At 52.5% G+C, this 16,213-nt stretch carries 16 protein-coding genes; 11 read left to right on the top strand and 5 right to left on the bottom strand.

Annotated features, from left to right (window positions below; genetic code table 11):
- The first annotated feature begins 23 nt into the window (after nucleotides 1–23).
- Nucleotides 24–998: an NAD(P)H-dependent flavin oxidoreductase gene (locus tag ACTG34_RS08060; protein ID WP_439104436.1), complete on the top strand. Its 975-nt coding sequence runs from the start codon at nucleotides 24–26 to the stop codon at nucleotides 996–998.
- Nucleotides 995–1,765 carry an enoyl-CoA hydratase/isomerase family protein gene (locus ACTG34_RS08055; RefSeq protein ID WP_439104435.1) on the top strand — a complete coding sequence of 257 codons (771 nt, stop codon included), beginning with the start codon at nucleotides 995–997 and terminating at the stop codon, nucleotides 1,763–1,765. The genes ACTG34_RS08060 and ACTG34_RS08055 overlap by 4 nt, the downstream gene beginning before the upstream one ends.
- Here ACTG34_RS08055 and ACTG34_RS08050 read toward each other — a convergent pair.
- The 4 genes from ACTG34_RS08050 to ACTG34_RS08035 form a co-directional block, all read right to left on the bottom strand.
- Nucleotides 1,762–2,865 carry an acyl-CoA dehydrogenase family protein gene (locus ACTG34_RS08050; protein ID WP_439104434.1) on the bottom strand — a complete coding sequence of 368 codons (1,104 nt, stop codon included), beginning with the start codon at nucleotides 2,863–2,865 and terminating at the stop codon, nucleotides 1,762–1,764. The two genes, ACTG34_RS08055 and ACTG34_RS08050, sit on opposite strands and share 4 nt — an antisense overlap.
- Before the next feature lie 8 nt (nucleotides 2,866–2,873).
- Nucleotides 2,874–4,040, bottom strand: coding sequence for an acyl-CoA dehydrogenase family protein (locus ACTG34_RS08045; protein ID WP_439104448.1), 1,167 nt, complete (start codon nucleotides 4,038–4,040; stop codon nucleotides 2,874–2,876).
- Between the two features lie 97 nt (nucleotides 4,041–4,137).
- On the bottom strand, nucleotides 4,138–4,749 hold the full coding sequence (locus tag ACTG34_RS08040) for a TetR family transcriptional regulator (RefSeq protein WP_439104433.1): 612 nt from the start codon (nucleotides 4,747–4,749) through the stop codon (nucleotides 4,138–4,140).
- Between the two features lie 27 nt (nucleotides 4,750–4,776).
- Nucleotides 4,777–5,244 (bottom strand): MaoC family dehydratase, encoded by a 468-nt coding sequence (locus tag ACTG34_RS08035; protein ID WP_439104432.1) that lies wholly within the window; start codon nucleotides 5,242–5,244, stop codon nucleotides 4,777–4,779.
- Nucleotides 5,245–5,335: 91 nt separating this feature from the next.
- On the opposite strand from ACTG34_RS08035, the gene ACTG34_RS08030 reads away from it, so the two are divergent.
- The 8 genes from ACTG34_RS08030 (at nucleotide 5,336) to ACTG34_RS07995 (ending at nucleotide 13,589) form a co-directional block, all read left to right on the top strand.
- Nucleotides 5,336–6,505, top strand: a complete 1,170-nt coding sequence (locus ACTG34_RS08030; protein WP_439104431.1) for an iron-containing alcohol dehydrogenase — start codon at nucleotides 5,336–5,338, stop codon at nucleotides 6,503–6,505.
- A complete protein-coding gene (locus tag ACTG34_RS08025; RefSeq protein ID WP_439104430.1) occupies nucleotides 6,499–6,942 on the top strand; it encodes an acyl-CoA thioesterase in 444 nt (147 codons plus the stop codon). The genes ACTG34_RS08030 and ACTG34_RS08025 overlap by 7 nt, the downstream gene beginning before the upstream one ends.
- Nucleotides 6,943–7,078: 136 nt before the next feature.
- Nucleotides 7,079–8,128, top strand: a complete 1,050-nt coding sequence (locus tag ACTG34_RS08020) for an OmpP1/FadL family transporter (RefSeq protein ID WP_439104429.1) — start codon at nucleotides 7,079–7,081, stop codon at nucleotides 8,126–8,128.
- A gap of 78 nt (nucleotides 8,129–8,206) precedes the next feature.
- Nucleotides 8,207–8,965 (top strand): electron transfer flavoprotein subunit beta/FixA family protein, encoded by a 759-nt coding sequence (locus ACTG34_RS08015; protein ID WP_439104428.1) that lies wholly within the window; start codon nucleotides 8,207–8,209, stop codon nucleotides 8,963–8,965.
- Nucleotides 8,965–9,888, top strand: coding sequence for an electron transfer flavoprotein subunit alpha/FixB family protein (locus ACTG34_RS08010; RefSeq protein WP_439104427.1), 924 nt, complete (start codon nucleotides 8,965–8,967; stop codon nucleotides 9,886–9,888). Before ACTG34_RS08015 ends, ACTG34_RS08010 begins: the two co-directional genes overlap by 1 nt.
- A gap of 20 nt (nucleotides 9,889–9,908) precedes the next feature.
- Nucleotides 9,909–11,219 carry a histidinol dehydrogenase gene (gene hisD / locus ACTG34_RS08005; RefSeq protein ID WP_439104426.1) on the top strand — a complete coding sequence of 437 codons (1,311 nt, stop codon included), beginning with the start codon at nucleotides 9,909–9,911 and terminating at the stop codon, nucleotides 11,217–11,219.
- 76 nt (nucleotides 11,220–11,295) lie between these two features.
- The gene (locus tag ACTG34_RS08000; protein ID WP_439104425.1) at nucleotides 11,296–12,756 is read left to right on the top strand and encodes an NAD-dependent succinate-semialdehyde dehydrogenase; all 1,461 of its coding nucleotides are present in this window, start codon (nucleotides 11,296–11,298) and stop codon (nucleotides 12,754–12,756) included.
- A 494-nt stretch (nucleotides 12,757–13,250) separates the two neighbouring features.
- Nucleotides 13,251–13,589, top strand: a complete 339-nt coding sequence (locus ACTG34_RS07995; RefSeq protein WP_439104424.1) for a c-type cytochrome — start codon at nucleotides 13,251–13,253, stop codon at nucleotides 13,587–13,589.
- A 388-nt stretch (nucleotides 13,590–13,977) separates the two neighbouring features.
- Here ACTG34_RS07995 and ACTG34_RS07990 read toward each other — a convergent pair whose 3' ends face one another.
- Nucleotides 13,978–15,045 (bottom strand): integrase core domain-containing protein, encoded by a 1,068-nt coding sequence (locus ACTG34_RS07990; protein ID WP_439104423.1) that lies wholly within the window; start codon nucleotides 15,043–15,045, stop codon nucleotides 13,978–13,980.
- A gap of 463 nt (nucleotides 15,046–15,508) precedes the next feature.
- Here ACTG34_RS07990 and ACTG34_RS07985 point away from each other — a divergent pair, with 463 nt between their 5' ends.
- Nucleotides 15,509–15,868 (top strand): hypothetical protein, encoded by a 360-nt coding sequence (locus ACTG34_RS07985; RefSeq protein ID WP_439104422.1) that lies wholly within the window; start codon nucleotides 15,509–15,511, stop codon nucleotides 15,866–15,868.
- Nucleotides 15,869–16,213 lie beyond the last annotated feature (345 nt).

The raw sequence follows: 16,213 nt of genomic DNA, 5'->3' as shown, positions 1-16,213 counted from the left end.
GCCCTCATAAGGAGTAAATAGCTTTGCAAACACGTATGACCCGTCTGTTCGGTATAGAACATCCTATTATGCAAGGTGGGATGCATTACGTTGGATTGGCTCAACTTGCGAGCGCGGTTTCCAATGCTGGCGGATTGGGTACAATCACTGCACTCACTCCAGGCACGCCAGAGCGGCTTTCTGCAGAAATTGAGCGATGCAAGGCGATGACTGATAAGCCGTTTGCAGTTAACCTGACGTTCTTGCCGAGTATCAATGCGCCGGATTACCCGTCTTTGATTGCCGCAATAATCGATGGTGGCGTTGGCATCGTCGAAACAGCTGGCCGTAGTCCCCAAGAGTATATGAATGTTTTGAAGGGAGCAGGAATTCGTGTGATCCACAAATGCACGTCTGTGCGCCACGCGCTAAAGGCGCAAGACATCGGATGCGATGCGGTTTCTATTGATGGGTTTGAGTGCGGCGGGCACCCGGGTGAGGATGATATTCCGAATATGATTTTGCTGCCGCGTGCCGCTGATGAATTGGAAATACCAATCGTGGCTTCAGGAGGCATGTCGGATGCTCGTTCTCTTGTGGCGGCTCTCGCCTTGGGTGCTGAGGGTATCAACATGGGGACGCGATTTGTCGCAACAGCTGAGGCTCCTGTGCATGACAACGTCCGCCAGGCTATTGTTTCTGCCAATGAGCGCGACACAAGACTGGTGATGCGGCCTTTGCGCAATACCGAGCGCGTGCTAAATAATCCTGCGGTCGAAACACTTCTGAAAACAGAGGTGGCGCGTGGTGATGCGCTTGTCTTTGCCGATATTGCCGAACAAGTGGCGGGCATTTACGGCCGCGTCATGGTGGATGGGGAAACGGATGCTGGCGCATGGTCATGTGGCATGGTCGCCGGTTTGATCAATGATGTCCCTTCCTGTGCCACTCTTATTTCACGGATTATGTCGGAGGCGGAAAGCCTTATCACAGACCGCCTTGCACGGCTTGTCTCGTGACGCAAGTTGTCAAATTGCGGCAAAACGGTAGCGTGGCGACACTAACCCTGAACAGGCCTGCGTCATATAATGCGTTTGACGCGCAAATGCGCCGTGATTTTGCAGAGATGCTACGGGTAGTTGAGGCCGATACTTCGATACGCGTGGTAGTCATTGCGGGGTCTGGCCGTGGGTTCTGCGCTGGGGCGGACCTTAAGTTTCCGTCGACCAAGACATCGGGTGACGTGCTTGAGCAAGAGTTTCGTCCCTGTCTGGAGCCGATTTGGAACAGCACAAAGCTATATATCGCGGCGGTGCATGGGCACGCCGCCGGCATCGGCGCGGCTCTGGTTTTGGCCTGTGACTTGGTTGTGATGGAGGCAGACGCAAAGTTGACACTCGCGTTTGCGGCAATTGGTTTAATACCTGATGGTGGTCTTTGCTGGCATTTGACTCACACATTGGGACCACGACGCGCACTTGAGGCGATTGTCCAAGGGCAAAGTCTTGATGCTACGCTGTGTTTCGAGCGCGGGCTGACCAATAAGGTTGTTGATGCAGGTGGCGCGTTGGCTGCAGCACAAGAGTGGGCTAAGACAATTGCAGAGGCTGCACCGCTTGCACTTGTTGCGGCGAAAAAACTCGTGGCACAGGCGATGCAAGTGGATATTGACGCCGTGTTTTCTCAAGAAGCTGAGGTGCAAACGCATCTGGCGCAATCGAACGATCATGCACGAGGTCTCGCGGCCTTTATGGCCCGCGAGACGCCCGTTTTTCGTGGAGATTAGAGTAGTTCAGCTTGCACATAGCGTGCAAGGTGGTGGTCGGCGTCACCCATTTCATGGTCGATCATCACCAATCGTTTTGCAAAGTGGCCCATATCATATTCCCAAGTCATACCAATCCCGCCGTGTAGCTGGATTGCTTCTTCGGCAACCAAAGCGCCGATACGCCCAATGGTGTATTTGGCCGCAGAAATCGCGCGATCCCGTTCTGCGGCATCTTTCGTCATCGCGGCTGCGGCATTGATGACGGCGGACCGAGCCTGTTCAATTTCGAGCAAAACCTGAGCCATACGGTGTTGGAGTGCTTGAAAACGGCCGATAACTGTACCGAACTGTGATCGTGTCCGTAAATAGTCCAAGGTGTCCGCTTTGATCGTCTCCATAATCCCGAGTGCTTCGGCGCATATTGCGAGGCATGACCAAGCTTCAGCCGTCCGAATGACGTCTTTTGCGCCATGCTCGGAACCGAGGAGCGCCTCGGCACTTAGCACAACGTTATCAAAGTGAATGTCGCTCACAGATCCTCCATCGAACGTAGCATGATGGGTCATTGTAAGGCCCTTAGTGGCCGGCTTCAAAACGAACAGGGACGTATGAAGTGCATCCATTCCGCTTTGGGCCTCAACAAGGATCGCGTCTGCCCCCGATCCAAATTTCACGAGCGGCGATACCCCATTTAAAACCCACTGTGTGCCTGCCCGCGTTGCAGTTACGGGCATGAGGTCACCGTGGCTATCACCGAGCGCAGCAACATAACGGTGCGCGCCAGAAATAATATCAGTCAGGCGATCAGGGTCACCCATTCCGGCGAGCAGTTGTCCCGGACGCAACGCGCAATCCAACAATGGCTCGACGACCAATTTGCGACCCAATTCCTCAAAGACAGCTGTGATATCGAACGCAGAGCCACCAAAGCCACCTTGGTCTTCGGGAAAGAATGCGCCCAAAATCCCCAGTTCGGCCAAAGTGTCCCATTGGCCGGGGTTAAATCCATGTTCGCTGATCGCCGCATCGTTGCGGTCTTTCAATGGATACTCATTTTGCAGATATCGCGCGAGGGTGTCGATCAGCATCTGCCGTTCTTCTGTGTGATTGAATTCCATGATTTGCCCTATAGCCCCAAGATCATTTTGCTGATGATGTTCTTTTGGATTTCGTTTGATCCGCCGTAGATCGACAGCTTACGGTTGTTGAAATACACGCCTGCCGCCTGTGCCGTGCCTGCAGGAGAATTCGCCCCTGTGGTCACGGCTTGCGCCTTGCGTCCCATGGTGCGGCGGATCAGGCTGTCGAGGTCTTGATGAATTTCAGACCCGAGGATTTTGAGCATCGAGCTTTCGGCACCGGGCGGGCCGCCGCCCGCAACCGATGCCAGAACGCGTAGGTTTGTTGTGTCCATATTTGCTAAATCGATTTCAACACGAGCAATTCGGGCGGCCAGTAATATCTTTTCATGGGGCGAGAGTGTTTTAGATTTTTCGGCGAACAGATTTTTTAGTCGGGCCAGTTTTTTCTTTGATGCGCCGACCATTGCAATGCCGGTTCGCTCATATGTCAAAAGGTATTTGGCATAGGTCCAGCCATCGTTTTCGGTGCCGACCAAGTTTGAAGCTGGTACGCGGACATCGGTGAAAAAGACTTCGTTGATCTCGTATCCGCCATCAATGGTCCGGATCGGCCGCATTTCGACGCCCGGTGTTGCCATATCGATGAGTAGGAATGAAATGCCCGCTTGCGGCTTGCCCACGTTTGATGTGCGTACTAAACAAAAAATCATGTTTGCGTATTGGCCAAGCGTGGTCCACGTCTTTTGTCCATTTACAACGTAGTCGTCACCGTCGCGGACCGCTGTTGTTTTAATGTTGGCAAGGTCTGATCCTGCTCCGGGTTCGGAGTATCCCTGACACCACCAATCGGTCCCATCAAGCATCCGTGGCAACCAATACTTACATTGTTCGTCTGAGCCAAATTTCATCAAAACTGGTGCAAGCATTTTAAAGTTGAAAGCTAGAACTTTTGGCGCATCGGCGCGCGCCATTTCCTCGTCAAAGATATGAGTTTTGACTGGGCCCCATCCAGTGCCGCCAAATTCTACGGGCCAGTTGTATGCTAGCCAACCTTGGCGGTTCAAGATTGCTTGCCAATCCAAGAGCTGTTCTTTGTTTAGATAACCGCCGTTTGCAACGATCTGTGCGTATTCTGGCGATAGGTTGTCCGCCAAAAACTGACGTACCTGCGCGCGAAACTGCGCGTCCTCTTGCGAAAAAGTGATCTCCATTGAAAGTTCTCCAGCCATGTATTATCCGATCAAACATACCAATAGGTATGTTTTTGGAAAATACTGTAAGCAAAACGAACCAAGGCTTGGTGATTTTTTAGGGACGGGGGGTCAGCGTGCCGAGGGCCATCTCTGCGATGTGTTCAGCAATACGCCGGTGGCTGTCTTCTGTATCTTCAGCGCGGGGTTGGTACCAAAATATCGGGGCATTCAGGAGTACAATCACACTGTTCACGGTGGTTGATACCGATTGTTGGCGAAAGCTTGTATCTTTTTGTCCGGACGAGATTACATCGCGGAACAAGTCTTCGTAGCTGGCCTGCAAAGCTTTGATTTCAGAGAGCAAACGACTCTCGTGCGGGGGTAGGTTTTGGCTAAGTCCGGCTCTCAAATTTTCAACCACCACACGGTGAAAGGGTAGGTCGACCAAAATGCCCATGACGTGCGCCTTGGACATCGCAACAAAGCGTTGCGCTGTTGGCGCGGGCGTGTCGGCTACAGGTTTTACACGTTGGATGACAGACTCGATTGATTGCTTTCTAACAGCAAGGAGCAGCTCGCCCTTACTGCAAAAGTGATGATAGACTTTACCCTTTGACGCGCCCATTGCATGCGCGATTTGATCAATAGATGTGGCATCTACACCATTTTTAGCAAAGCAAATTGCAGCTTGCTTAACAATTTCGTGCTTGAGGTCGGCGCGGGTCAAACCGTCATTCTCCCTGTTACGCGTTACTTATGAAAAGACCGCAAGTGTTAGCCAATCAGCAATCAATGCTGGTTTGGCTGCTCCTTCAATTTCTACTGTCAGTGCGCTAGTTTGCAAGAGTTGCATGTCAGATTTACGCACGACATCTTTTGCAATGAACCGCCCTCTGACGCGCGCACCACAAGGAACAGGTGTCAAAAAGCGCACTTTATCAAAGCCGTAATTCATGCCCATAACTTGCCCTTGCGTCGCCGGAAAGCTGTCAAATGCAAAGCGGCTTGCAAGAGATAAAACTAAAAAACCGTGCGCAATGGTCCCGCCAAAAGGTGTTTCTGTAGCGGCACGGATAGGGTCGTTATGGATGAATTGGCGATCTAACGTAACTGATCCGAATTTATCAATCATCTTTTGATCAATCGTTTGCCAATCCGAAACACCGATTTCGGTTCCGATACTGTCTTGGATGGCGGCGTAGGCAATGTCGATATGGCTCATGTTGTGGGGTCCCCCTGCAATTGATTGACAGCATACTCAATAGTATGTTTTTTATGCTAGTGCCAGTTTAAACAATGCGAGGGCGTTGGGAATGAAATCACTTCAAAACAGCTTTGTCTTTGCCACCGCGCCGACGGTGCAATTCGGAGTAGGGTGCTTGGCCCAGATTGGAACATTTGCGGCAAACACGATTGGCAAACGATGCCTCATCGTGACAGATCGCGGGCTTGTCGCAACGGGTATTGTCGATCAAGCGCGTGCGGCCTTGCGCCTGTGCGCGATCTCGTGTGATGTGTTCCATCAGGTCGAGGCGGATCCATCAGAGGCGACAGTTTTGTCTGCTGTCTCACAGGCGCAGGCACATGAGTACGACAGTATCATCGGGCTTGGCGGCGGGTCGTCACTCGATGTGGCGAAGCTCGTAGCCTTCCTTGCGGGGACCAATGCCAAGATTTCCGATATTTATGGAGTAGGAAAGGCGCAGGGTGTCCGCCTTCCACTCATCCTAATTCCAACAACGGCGGGAACAGGGTCCGAAGTGACGCCAATCGCGATTGTTACGACATCGGCGGATGAAAAAATGGGGATCGTTTCCCCTGTATTATTGCCGGATATTGCGGTTCTGGACCCGTCTTTGACTGTTGGGTTGCCTGCGCATATCACCGCGGCGACTGGGATCGATGCAATGGTCCATGCTATTGAGGCCTATGCCTCGGCTAGCTCAAATAATAACCCGATTTCACGTACTCTTGCGCGAGAGGCGCTTCGTCTCATCGGCGGATCTCTATTACGCGGCGTCCATCACGGGGATGATTTGGAGGCGCGATCACAGCTTATGGTTGGCTCGATGCTTGCCGGACAAGCCTTTGCCAATTCACCTGTCGCAGCCGTGCATGCCTTGGCCTATCCGATTGGGGGACGCTTCAAGGTTCCGCATGGACTATCAAATGCGCTGGTGTTGCCACATGTGCTTAGGTTTAACGCGGCTATTGCACCTGACGACTATATCGAAATGGCTCTTTCGGCGTTTCCCGACTTGATAGACGTGCCTGCACTAAAGCGCGCGGATGCCTTTTGCGATGCGCTCGCAAAGTTGTCGGCCGAATGTGGCTTGCCACAGCGTTTGCGCGATGTTGGAATTGACAAGGATAGCCTCCCCGGGATGGCGCACGATGCCATGAACCAATCTCGGTTGCTCGTGAACAATCCGCGTCCGGTCACTGAGGCCGATGCCCTAACAATTTATGAGGCAGCATGGTGACCCGTCCTATTCCCCCAGCCCGTGACGAATACGCAACGTTCCAAACGATCACGACCCGTTGGTTCGATAACGACATTTACGGCCATATGAACAATACGGTTCACTACGAGCTGTTCGATACGGCGGTAAATGGGTTTCTTGTCGAAGAACGTGTTTTAGACCTGCGTGAAAGCCCCACGGTTTTTTTGGTCGTCAATTCCGGATGCAGTTATTTTTCAGAATTGTCGTTCCCAGATCTCATAAGTGCAGGTTTACGTGTGACCAAACTCGGATCGTCGTCGGTCCATTATGACATTGCCTTATTTTCACGAGAGGGTGGCCGAGCCGCGGCGCGCGGCCATTTTGTTCATGTAAACGTTGACCGCGTAACGCGCCGACCCGTCCCACTCACTGATCACGCCCGCGTGGTGTTGGGTGCGCTGTTTCGCGCAGAGTGATGCTTTGGACGCCGAGCTGGACGGAGATCGGTAAGAAAATGTTACACCCTTTATGTGAAGCGTAATTATTAATTAACATGGTTAGAGGCGACGCGCGGAGGATGTGGGCGCTGAATTTTTCTCGGGAGGAGAGACAATGAAACTTAAACTTCTAACCAGCGCTGCGATCTTTGGCGCTTTGGCTGCACCTGCATTGGCGGGCTCACTTGAGCGCAACAACATCCCTGTTGAGCTGTTGTTCGATTCTGGAAATGTCGTAAAGCTATCCTACACGGCGCCCAGACCTAATTTGTCTGCCGCGCCATTCGGAAGTACCGGTAGTGTCTTGAATGATTTTTCGACACTAGGCTTTGCGTTCAAAACGGATGTGAATGACGACCTTGCGCTCGGTGTTTTCCTGAATCAGCCGTTTGGCGCGGATAACGGTTACGCGAGTGGGGGGTTTGAGGGATATGCGATCGACTTCGTAAGCAATGAAGTCGCGGTTGTCCTCAGCTATCAGCTTAACGACAACCTCTCGGTGCATGGTGGCTTGCGCGCGGTTAAGAGTGAGCTGGACCTGGCTGTTCCATTTGCGCCCTATGCTCTAAATACTGGCACTGATAATGGTATTGGCTACCTACTTGGGGCGTCATATTTGATCCCAGAGCGCGGCGCGCGTTTAACGCTAACATATAACTCTTCAGTGCAGCACGACTTCGACAGCAAAACAACTTTCGAGGCTGCTCCGGATTTCGTTGTTACTGTGCCAACTCAGTCGGAAGCTAAGTTGCCTCAATCCCTCAAACTGGACGGGGAGATCGCGCTGAATTCCAAAACACTTCTTTTCGGTAGCGTAAAGTGGTCTGATTATTCAAACTTTGATATCGGTCTCATCGACTACAAAGAGGATAACATCAACGTAAGTGTTGGCCTTGGACGATCCATTAATGATGAATGGTCGGTCTTTGGTGTCCTCGAAGCACAGCTTAAAGACGGCGAAGAAACCGCATTGCGCCCCTATGATGGCAGTCAGGCACTGACTTTGGGTGCGCGATATTCGAGCGGCCAATATGAAGTAACTGCGGGCGTCCAATATCGCCAGTTTGGGGATGCGGCCGTCGGTGTCGACGGTGTCGTCGGCCCTCAGCCGTTTGGTGGCAATAGCGCTGTCTCGCCGTTCCTGACGCTTGCCTACTCGTTCTAAACACAGAGGCGGCACCTACATCGAGGTTGCCGCCTATACTTTTAATCCACGACAAAACCAACGCCGGAGAAACTGCCTATGAAGGTCCTCGTGCCTGTCAAACGTGTGATAGACTACAATGTAAAAGTGCGCGTGAAAGCGGATGGAAGCGGCGTAGATCTCGCAAACGTAAAGATGTCGATGAACCCGTTTGACGAAATTGCTGTTGAAGAGGCGGTTCGCCTGAAAGAAGCAGGTAAAGTTGATGAGGTCGTCGCGGTTTCTATCGGCGTGAAGCAATGCCAAGAGACGCTACGTACAGCTTTGGCAATGGGCGCAGATCGTGCAATTCTCGTTATTGCGACCGATGATGTTCACGCAGACATCGAGCCTTTAGCCGTTGCGAAAATCCTTAAAGGCGTCATTGACGAAGAGCGGCCGGATCTCGTTCTGGCCGGCAAACAAGCGATCGATAATGATATGAACGCTACGGGTCAGATGCTGGCTGCGCTAACAGGTTGGTCCCAAGGCACCTTTGCCTCCGAAGTGGAATTGAACGGCGATACCGCCACGGTGACCCGTGAAGTTGACGGTGGATTGCAGATCATCAAACTCAAAATGCCCTCCATTATTACGGTTGATTTACGGCTGAACGAGCCGCGCTATGCCTCGCTGCCAAACATCATGAAGGCAAAGAAAAAGCCTATCGTTGAAAGGACTCCGTCGGACTTCGGCGTCGATATCACGCCGCGCTTGACGGTGATTAACACGGCTGAGCCGCAAACACGATCCGCAGGCGTTCTTGTAGGGTCTGTTGCTGAACTGGTCGAGAAACTCAAAGAAGTAGGGGCTGTCTAATGGCTGTTCTTTTATGTGCAGAAGTCTCCAATGGTGAGATGAACGTCGATGCAACGGCCAAGGCGATGACCGCCGCAAAGATGCTCGGTGATGTGACGATATTATGTGTGGGGTCCGATGCGCGTGCCGCAGCAGATTTAGCCGCAACTCTTGGCCCAAGTAAAGTGGTGCTTGCCGAGGGCGATAGTCTTGGGCATGGCTTGGCGGAATCTGTCGCTGATCTGATTGTGTCGCTTGCGGGTGACTACGACCACATCATCGCGCCTGCCACAACGGATGCAAAGAACATCCTGCCGCATGTCGCGGCGCTACTTGATGTGATGGTGATTTCCGAGGTGATCGCGGTGGTTGATGCCGAGACGTTCGTCCGTCCGGTCTATGCGGGGAATGCGTTGCAAACGGTAAAGTCCAGTGATGCCATTAAGGTTATGACTATACGGACCGCGACATTTGACGCGTCCGGAACTGGAGGTTCCGCAGCGATTGAAACAGTCGCAGTCGCGGCAAGTCCAACACTTTCGGAATGGGTCGCGGACAAAGTTGCGGCGTCGGACCGCCCAGAACTCACGTCTGCTGGCGTGGTTGTGTCCGGCGGTCGTGGTGTCGGCTCTGAAGAGAATTTTAAGCTGATCGAAGGGTTGGCAGACAAACTTGGCGCGGCGGTCGGTGCATCTCGCGCGGCGGTCGATTCAGGTTATGCCCCGAATGATTGGCAGGTTGGACAAACCGGAAAAGTTGTTGCTCCGGAGCTCTACATCGCTATTGGCATTTCGGGCGCCATTCAGCATTTGGCTGGGATGAAAGATAGCAAGATCATTGTCGCGATCAACAAAGACGCTGATGCACCGATTTTCCAAGTTGCTGACTATGGTTTGGTAGCGGATTTGTTTGAAGCAATCCCGCACCTGATCCAAGACCTTTAATTTCGAGGGAGAACGCGGTTATGGCCGTTACGTATCTAAAACGAGGCAAACCAGTCGAAGAGCGAAGTGCGGATGACGCCTCTGTTCGCTCCGTCGTTGAGGCGACCCTTCTCGATATCGAAACGAGGGGTGATGTTGCTGTGCGCGAGCTGTCAGCAAAATTCGACAACTACACCCCTGCACGGTTTCAGCTCTCATCTTCAGAAATTTCGGCTGCAATCCAAAAGGTGTCCGATCGGGAAATGGCCGACATAAAGTTCGCCCAAACCCAAATTCGAAATTTCGCCTTGGCTCAGCGATCTACAATGACTGACCTAGAAGTGGAAACTCTTCCCGGTGTCATCTTGGGGCATCGCAATATTCCTGTTCAGTCTGTGGGCTGTTACGTGCCGGGGGGAAAGTTCCCAATGGTCGCGAGCGCGCATATGTCCGTTATCACAGCATCCGTTGCGGGCGTCCCGCGTATCGCCGCATCAGCCCCACCTGTCCACGGCATGCCACACCCCGCTATGGTGGCTGCAATGCATCTTGCAGGGGCGCACGAGATCTATGTGCTGGGGGGGATTCAAGCAATCGGCGCGATGGCAATCGGAACACAGGCAATCAAACCCGTTCATATGATCGTTGGCCCCGGTAACGCCTATGTTGCTGAAGCAAAGAGACAGCTTTACGGGCGCGTTGGCATTGATCTTTTTGCAGGACCGACCGAAACAATGGTGATCGCAGATGACACAGTAGATGCCGAGCTGTGCGCTACCGACTTACTTGGGCAGGCTGAGCATGGCTACAACTCTCCGGCCGTATTATTGACGAACAGTCATGCACTGGCGGAGGAAACTTTGTTGGAAATCGAACGTATACTGAAAATACTGCCAACCGCGGAAACGGCCTCTGTCAGTTGGGCAGATTACGGCGAAGTCATCGTGTGCGACACGTTCGACGAGATGCTTGATGTCGCAAATGATGTCTGTTCCGAGCATGTTCAGGTGATGACGGATCGTGACGACTGGTTTTTAGAAAATATGCATAGCTACGGTGCGCTGTTTTTGGGTCCGCGGACCAATGTCGCTAACGGCGACAAGGTTATTGGCACCAATCATACGCTCCCAACCAAAAGGGCGGGTCGCTATACTGGAGGGCTTTGGGTTGGGAAGTTTTTGAAGACCCATAGTTATCAGCGCATTGAGTCTAATGCTGCCGCCTCCGCTATAGGTGAGTATGGTTCAAGGCTTTGCATGCTGGAAGGGTTCGTAGGTCATGCAGAACAGTGCAATATGCGTGTGCGTCGATATGGTGGCAAGGCTATAAAATACGGGTTTGGCGCCGACTAGGTGCTGAGCTTTTGCATGTTATGGTGTATTTTTGTGCCTGTTTAAGGGCGCTCATTCCCTATGAAAGACCGTTGATTTGGAAAACCTATTTCTAAAAGATCCATCCCTTCTGGATGTTCGCGGATACGTTAATGGCCAATGGATCGAGAGTGAGGATTGTTTCGCCGTAAATAACCCATCGACGGGCGCAGTGGTCGCTCGGGTTGCTGACCTTTCTGCGGTACACGCGCGCCTTGCGATTGATGCCGCCTATGCTGCAGGTCCGAACTGGGCTGCTCAAACTGGGAAGGAGCGATCCGCCATTTTGCGCCATTGGTTTGATTTGATCCTTTCAAATGCGGATGACCTTGCCAGAATTCTAACGGCGGAAATGGGAAAGCCACTTGTGGAAGCGCATGGTGAAATTTTGTATGGTGCATCGTTCATTGAGTGGTTTGCAGAAGAGGCCAAGCGTATTGATGGCGATGTCATCCCTGGCCATCAGCGCGACAAACGCATTCTCGTAATGAAGCAGCCCGTGGGTGTCGTGGGATCGATCACACCGTGGAATTTCCCAAATGCAATGATTGCGCGAAAGGTGGCCCCGGCGCTCGCGGCTGGTTGCACATTTGTTGCGCGTCCATCGGAACTGACGCCGCTGTCGGCTTTGGCCATGGCAGTCCTTGCCGAGCGCGCAGGCATCCCCGCTGGCGTCTTTAACGTGATCCCGTCGACGGATGCCTCGGGTGTCGGAAAAGAGCTATGCGCGAACCCTAAAGTCCGTAAGATGACATTCACGGGGTCAACGCGCGTTGGCAAAATTTTAATGGAGCAGTGCGCGGAAACGGTCAAAAAGATATCGCTTGAATTGGGTGGCAACGCACCGTTTGTTGTGTTTGACGATGCAGATCTAGAGGCCGCTGTGACGGGTGCCATCGCAGCCAAGTTCCGCAATAACGGCCAAACGTGTATTTGCGCCAACCGTTTCTACGTCCAAAAACCAATTTACGATGCATTTGTGGAAAAACTGGCGATCAAGGTGGGTGAACTTAAAGTCGGTGACGGTTTCGAGGATGGTGTTTCTCTCGGGCCGCTGATTAATGACGCCGCTGTGTCAAAGGTCGAGGCGCACATTTCTGATGCTGTCGCTCACGGTGGTGTTGTGGTGATTGGCGGTGGACGTTCAAACCTTGGCGGTACGTTTTTTCGTCCGACTGTCGTGCGCGATGCGACCCAAAAAATGTTGGTTTGTCGCGAAGAAAGCTTTGGACCATTGGCTTCCATCGTTCCATTTGAGAACGAACGAGAGGTCATTGAAATGGCCAATGACAGTGAGTTCGGATTGGCTGCATATTTTTACAGCCAAGACATTTCTCGAATATGGCGCACCGCCGAAGCCCTCGAATCTGGGATGGTTGGTGTCAACACGGGTTTGATTTCGACTGAACTCATGCCTTTTGGTGGTGTCAAGCAATCTGGACTAGGTCGGGAAGGGTCAAAATACGGAATTGGCGATTTTTTAGATATTAAAAGTATTTGTTTCGGCAATATTAGGTGATCATGTCGCGCGAAGTTTTTGTTGCCACTTCGAGACCTTAAATCTCCCCGAGTTTATCGGAGACCGTCAAATTAGGTAAGGATGATGGTTATGACGAAAAGCAAAAGGGCAAATCGCTACTCGCATGAGGTCTGCGCGCGTGCGGTCCGGATTGTGTTCGGACTCCTTTCTGTCGAATGAGAAACCTCAATCTTCAAACAGGTCAGCCAGATCGCAAAATCCGCCAACATGTGGGATGCTTCCATACACTTGCCACAAGCACCAGTGCCGCGCGAGCGGCTTCGTCCAATGAGCCCAAAAGATACATTTTTGGCAGGAACCTCAACGGCGGCTTTCGGACAGACTTGCCGTTCGTTCATCTTGGTGATGCCAATCATAGTAGCGTGTGGTATACTTGGAAAAAATGGGAGCGCCTTGTGAACAATTCGATACAGACAATCTTGAGCTTGGGTTTAGTCGCATTTGGCCTGGGAGCCTGTACCGAAGAACCCTCGATGCCCGACCGCGTTGAGGGTGCTGCGTTCTTCGCAAGCAACTGTGCTGCTTGTCATGGAACAAATGCACAAGGCAACGGCCCCCTAGCCGCTGAATTGCAAGCTGCGCCGTCAAATCTGACCACGTTGAGTCGTCGCAACGGCGGTACCTTTCCAAAGGCAAGGGCGCTTAGCTATATCTATGGTGACCCTGAGCAGGCACACCTAGCGCGCGTGATGCCACAATTTGGTGGCGCCATGGCAGAAAACTTGGTCCCAGTGGAGTTCGACGGCGTCATGACACCAACGCCACGTGTTCTAGCTGCTCTCTTGACTTATCTTGAGGCTATTCAGGAATAGCAAACGCGATTGAAACTCAACCACCGGAGGGTGCCAACTTCGCCCCAGGTTTTCCGTGCCAAAATCAGCATAAATTCGCTCCAGCGGATATCAGCGGTACGAACTTCGCGTGCCCTGATTTCGTCGGGGTGTCATGTTGCTTCTATTTAGCCAGCCGCGTCATGATCGAGGGGCCCGACGGGATAGTTTAAGCTCTGCCTCATAGTCGGCGCTGGCCTGATGGCGGTGATCCGTCCGTTTGGACGCTTGTAGCCTTCCCTGAGAAGGGTGCCAAAATGTACGCACTGTACCATCGCATTGAAGTTGCCACATTTTTTAGAGGCTGTTGTGGGGCCTGGCAAGATGAAACCGACGTGATCCATCCCTCTGGTTTGCTCCGCGCGACCATTCACGCCGCATCGCGGGAGTAGGATGTGATGATGCCGCCAAGCTGGCGATTGCGTTGGATCTGGCCGTCACGGACGGGTCGGAAATCAACTTGTAGTACGTTGTTCCCGATGTCCCGTCCGCGATGTGGGCGCTCTTCATTATAATACCTCACCCAGGTTCGTAGGATGTAATCGAGCTGTGATCGGCTGAAGCAGACGAAGAAATCTAGGCATTCGCGCTTAATGGAGCCGATGAACGACTCTGCGAAGGCGTTTGCATCGGGCGCCCGGTGAGGGATCTGTATCACCCGAGCTGCCTCTGAGGCCCAGACGGCATCAAAGCTGGCGCTGAACTTGGTATCGGCGTCACGGATCAAGAAGTCCGGCCTGATCCCTTGTTCAGCGCACCACATCAAGGTGTTGCGGGCCTGCTGGGTAGTCCATGCAGAGTCGGGGGCATAGGTCGGAGCGGTGCAAAATACGCGGCGGCTTCCGAGATGGATGAACATCAGAACATAGGCTGTCCTTGGCCCGCGTAGCGTAAACACGGTCTTCGAGAAGAAATCGCAGGCGACCATGGTTTCCATGTGCGCTTGGATGAATGTTTTCCACGGCAGGGCCGGCTTCTTTTTGCGACGCTCTGGGCACGGGTGAATACCCGCATCATTGAGGATGCGCTTGACGGAATTGGCACCTGCGTAGAGCCCCAACTTTTTCAGCTCGCCAGCGATCCGCTTGTAACCCCAGAGGAGGTTTTCAGATCCGATGCGAGTGACGACGTCCCGCAGTTCTTGCGTCAGGCGAGGCCGTCCCACCGCCTGAAAGGGGCGTCCAACACGCATCTGGGCGAGCCAGCGTTTGTAGGTGGCAGGCTTGGCCACTTCCATCAGCCCGTCGACATCATGCCCGAATTCTTCCCCTATACGCAGCAGTTCGGCTTTCTCGGCGGGCGACAGGATGATCCGTTCTGTCGGAATGCGTGCTTGCAAGATTGTGATCTGTGCCTTCAGCAGTCTCAGTTGCGCATTGTGCCGCGGCATGAAGAACTGGTTTAGGAAGACCAGAAGGAGAGATATGGTCGAATTCATCTTGCAGGGCTCCACCATGGCCATTAAAAAAGGCCAATAATTCAACGTGATGGGGCTTGCTTACATTTTGGCACCCCTCTCAGGGAAGCAAAAAGTGTTAGGGCAGGGCGGCCATGTTCGTCAAACCTGACGTGAGGGTGTTAAGATGTGTCTTCGCCCCCCCCTAAACCCCACAATCAATCATGCAGTAGGCTACTGAGCAGCGCCGAGGTTTGTTGCTAGAGACAAGCGACCAAATGGGACGAATACTCTAAGGTCGCATCAATGATTTCAATGGCTTGGATTGAGAGAGAGTTGGGCGCTAGGTTGGCTCCCTCCGCCATTTACCATTGAAATCATTAAATGAATTCCACATTGGGGTTCGCATTGCCAATATAGTGACAGTTGTTGCGCGATGGTTTTTTTGGTGCCCACATAGTTTGAGCCCGCTATAATCGTAAAAACGTGATTGCGAGGTAGACAGATGAAACTGGACCAAAAGACTATTGAGGCAATGCAAACCGCCGGAATTGATTTCGTTGGAGGTGTTGATGCACCTGAGGGGGGAATAACGGTAGCGTTGGAACCGGAAGACGTGGCATCATTCGTTAAAGATCGTGACGAATGGTTCGCGAGGAAAAACGGCGCATTCAAAGAACAGTATCTTGATTGGATTGCGACAAACGGCGAACCGCGTTGCGGAGCGAAGACTTCTAGGGGAACCCCGTGTAAAAACTCTGTAAGCGGTGGCATTCAACGACCGTTTCATGCTTTGCTTCAAGAAGACGGCAGTTTCTGCCATGTGCATGGCGGCGCAACTAGCGAGGAAGTGCGGGAACGTTAAACGGGTTTAACTTGGAAGATCGTGACGAAATACTTTTTGAAGTCGCCCGCTTGATTTGATGACTTGAAATGACGATTGGTGAATTTTACGAAGCGTTGGGCGTTAATCTTGACGATCTTCAACACGGTAACACAGGCAACGTTGTGACCGATCTTTCGGGCGTTTTCAATGCTTGGAAAAAGCCGCCGACCCAATCATAAAAATGCCCAGGAAGCATCGCAACAAACGGGGCGGGGAGCCTCCAAATTGGCCCTTCGGATGATCGTTAGAAATAGCACTTGGGGAATGCCCACAATCAAGCGGTGGGCAGTCGCCCCCTGTGCCCGCAGCATTCACCTATTTTGG

The sequence above is a fragment of the Celeribacter marinus genome, assembly GCF_965656515.1.
Lineage (GTDB): Bacteria > Pseudomonadota > Alphaproteobacteria > Rhodobacterales > Rhodobacteraceae > Celeribacter > Celeribacter marinus_D.
The sequence above is the reverse complement of the archived record's forward strand: the minus strand, read 5'-3'. Positions and strand labels throughout refer to the sequence as shown.

Coding starts and splice junctions, on each gene's coding strand:
- ACTG34_RS08020 (WP_439104429.1), top strand. CDS start 7,079: ATGAAACTTAAACTTCTAACCAGCGCTGCGATCTTTGGCGCTTTGGCT.
- ACTG34_RS07990 (WP_439104423.1), bottom strand. CDS start 15,045: ATGAATTCGACCATATCTCTCCTTCTGGTCTTCCTAAACCAGTTCTTC.
- ACTG34_RS08050 (WP_439104434.1), bottom strand. CDS start 2,865: ATGGAATTCAATCACACAGAAGAACGGCAGATGCTGATCGACACCCTC.
- ACTG34_RS07995 (WP_439104424.1), top strand. CDS start 13,251: ATGCCCGACCGCGTTGAGGGTGCTGCGTTCTTCGCAAGCAACTGTGCT.
- ACTG34_RS08025 (WP_439104430.1), top strand. CDS start 6,499: ATGGTGACCCGTCCTATTCCCCCAGCCCGTGACGAATACGCAACGTTC.
- ACTG34_RS08010 (WP_439104427.1), top strand. CDS start 8,965: ATGGCTGTTCTTTTATGTGCAGAAGTCTCCAATGGTGAGATGAACGTC.
- ACTG34_RS07985 (WP_439104422.1), top strand. CDS start 15,509: ATGAAACTGGACCAAAAGACTATTGAGGCAATGCAAACCGCCGGAATT.
- hisD (WP_439104426.1), top strand. CDS start 9,909: ATGGCCGTTACGTATCTAAAACGAGGCAAACCAGTCGAAGAGCGAAGT.
- ACTG34_RS08035 (WP_439104432.1), bottom strand. CDS start 5,244: ATGAGCCATATCGACATTGCCTACGCCGCCATCCAAGACAGTATCGGA.
- ACTG34_RS08015 (WP_439104428.1), top strand. CDS start 8,207: ATGAAGGTCCTCGTGCCTGTCAAACGTGTGATAGACTACAATGTAAAA.
- ACTG34_RS08045 (WP_439104448.1), bottom strand. CDS start 4,040: ATGGAGATCACTTTTTCGCAAGAGGACGCGCAGTTTCGCGCGCAGGTA.
- ACTG34_RS08030 (WP_439104431.1), top strand. CDS start 5,336: ATGAAATCACTTCAAAACAGCTTTGTCTTTGCCACCGCGCCGACGGTG.